Origin of the sequence: Vibrio sp. 10N.222.49.C9 (assembly GCF_041474985.1) — a bacterium.
Lineage (GTDB): Bacteria > Pseudomonadota > Gammaproteobacteria > Enterobacterales > Vibrionaceae > Vibrio > Vibrio crassostreae_C.
The window spans coordinates 1-262 of the sequence record NZ_JBFRVD010000953.1; the positions used below are offsets into that span (position 1 = coordinate 1).

Annotated in this window: 1 protein-coding gene; it reads right to left on the reverse strand. The window is 41.6% G+C overall.

The annotated features are described in order from the left end of the window. Positions 1-85 precede the first annotated feature (85 nt). A complete protein-coding gene (locus AB4585_RS26375) occupies positions 86-262 on the reverse strand; it encodes a CRISPR-associated protein Csx16 (RefSeq protein ID WP_372171712.1) in 177 nt (58 codons plus the stop codon).

The window sequence follows — 262 nt, forward strand, 5'->3', positions numbered from 1 at the left end:
ACCGATTAAATAACCCAGTAATTCCGCCACAACTCTGAAAGCGATCAAACCAATAACTGCGGTCATAATAATGTGTGTTTCCATTTCAACTACCTCTTTGTACAAAGAATGTTTCTAAGCGCGGGCTAAACCTTTCAAGATCCTCAAGGCTGATTTCTTTGCCTCGAAACTCCCTAGGAACATTGAGTCCAAAATGAATATATTCAGCGCCAAGTTCATTTAACTGGCAGACGATAGTAATGGGCAGAACGCCAATCACCAC